This window comes from Lentibacillus kapialis, from assembly GCF_014646635.1.
GTDB lineage: Bacteria > Bacillota > Bacilli > Bacillales > Amphibacillaceae > Lentibacillus > Lentibacillus kapialis.
In genome coordinates this window covers 1-1,581 of sequence record NZ_BMNQ01000116.1, presented here as the reverse complement: position 1 = coordinate 1,581, position 1,581 = coordinate 1, and the positions used below count along the sequence as shown (strand labels likewise).

The 1,581-nt window shown below is 41.1% G+C and carries 2 protein-coding genes; both read left to right on the top strand.

Annotation, left to right across the window (positions count from 1 at the left end; translation table 11 throughout):
- Positions 1-84: 84 nt before the first annotated feature.
- Positions 85-378, top strand: coding sequence for a transposase (locus IEW67_RS17800; protein WP_188634419.1), 294 nt, complete (start codon positions 85-87; stop codon positions 376-378).
- Positions 315-1,250 carry an IS3 family transposase gene (locus IEW67_RS17795; RefSeq protein WP_188634420.1) on the top strand — a complete coding sequence of 312 codons (936 nt, stop codon included), beginning with the start codon at positions 315-317 and terminating at the stop codon, positions 1,248-1,250. Before IEW67_RS17800 ends, IEW67_RS17795 begins: the two co-directional genes overlap by 64 nt.
- The last annotated feature ends 331 nt before the right edge of the window (positions 1,251-1,581 follow it).

The window sequence follows — 1,581 nt, the reverse complement described above, 5'->3', positions numbered from 1 at the left end:
TGATGATAGAATAATAATCGGACAACCCAAACAGAGAGATTTCCTAGTTTAGTATAATATAATTAAACTGGGAGGAATCATCACATGGCACAAAATAAGAAGCAATTTGATGCACAGTTCAAGCAAGACGCCGTCAATTATTATTATACATCCGGGAAAAGCCTGAAGAAAGCGGCAGCTGATCTGAAGATTGGTGAATCTACATTGGGAAAGTGGGTGTCAGTAGCTAAGAACAATGATGGTGTCGTTCAACACAGAGGATCTGGTAATTACAATTCGGATGCTGAAAAAGAAATTGCCCGTTTAAAGAAAGAATTACGGGATTCACAGGATGCGTTAGAAATCTTAAAAAAGGCTATGGGCATACTGAGCAATTAACAGAATCTATTTATCAAGCAACCCAACAAGAAGCCGAGAAACGCAAGGTTTCTGTTAACAGTGTGCTGAAATTATTAGGCGTTTCTTCATCAGGGTATTACAGTTGGAAAAAGCGCGAAGCTTCCGAGCAGGAAAAAAGAAAGGAAGAAATGAAGACGAAAATTATAAAAATATATAATGCGTCTTACCAGATTTACGGTGCGCCTAAAATAGCGTCAATCCTGCAATCCAGAGGTCATGTCATATCCGAAAAGACTGTTGGTAACTACATGCGTGAGGAGGGCATTAAAGCGGTTTGGGTACGTCCATATGTGAGAACAACCATTGATCCTGATTTTGATATTAAACTCAAAAATATTCTGGATAGAGACTTTAAACCAGCAGCTCCCAATACTGTCTGGGTTACGGATATAACGTATGTGCACACGCTGGAAGGCTTTATCTATCTCACCAGTGTCATGGATCTTTTTTCAAGAAAAATTATTGGCTGGCAGGTATCTGATAGCTTAGCCACAGAACATGTCATTGAGGCTATTGAAAAAGCAAAAACAAGCCGTGAACTAAGTCAACCCATTATTATTCACAGTGATCGTGGAAGCCAGTATGTATCTAAAAGCTATATTGAATCAACACCGGCAGGTCAGTATATACGGAGTTATTCAAACAAAGGAAATCCCTGGGATAATGCATGTATTGAATCCTTCCATGCATTAATAAAACGCGAGTGGCTTAATCGCTTTGTGATTAAAAATCTGAAACACGGTCATGAACTTATATTTGAGTATATAGAGGCATTTTATAACACCGTTAGGATTCATGGACATTGCGACATGACATCACCATTTGACTTTGAGGTTAATTTCGCAAGTTAGACAAATACAACCATTTTTGAGCAACCGCTGTCGTGAAAGTGAGCCATGCCTGAAGTCCGGCAGCATAACCACAGCGGAGCTGCTTGCCCTTGACCGCCGTGCCACTTCTTAGTGATCGCTGTTAGGGGTCGGGGCCCCAACAGCGGAACTTAGAAGTGATTGTCCATGGTACGCTGGCTGTGCGGATGGAGCCCCAAAGGCTGAATTTTTCCCATCCGCCACAAGAACACTACCATGGACACAAACAAGGTCAAGGGTGGTGGCCTACATTCAAATCGCTAAGCTGAGAAATTTCTATATTTAACTTGTCCGAATTCTTGACGTAAGACCA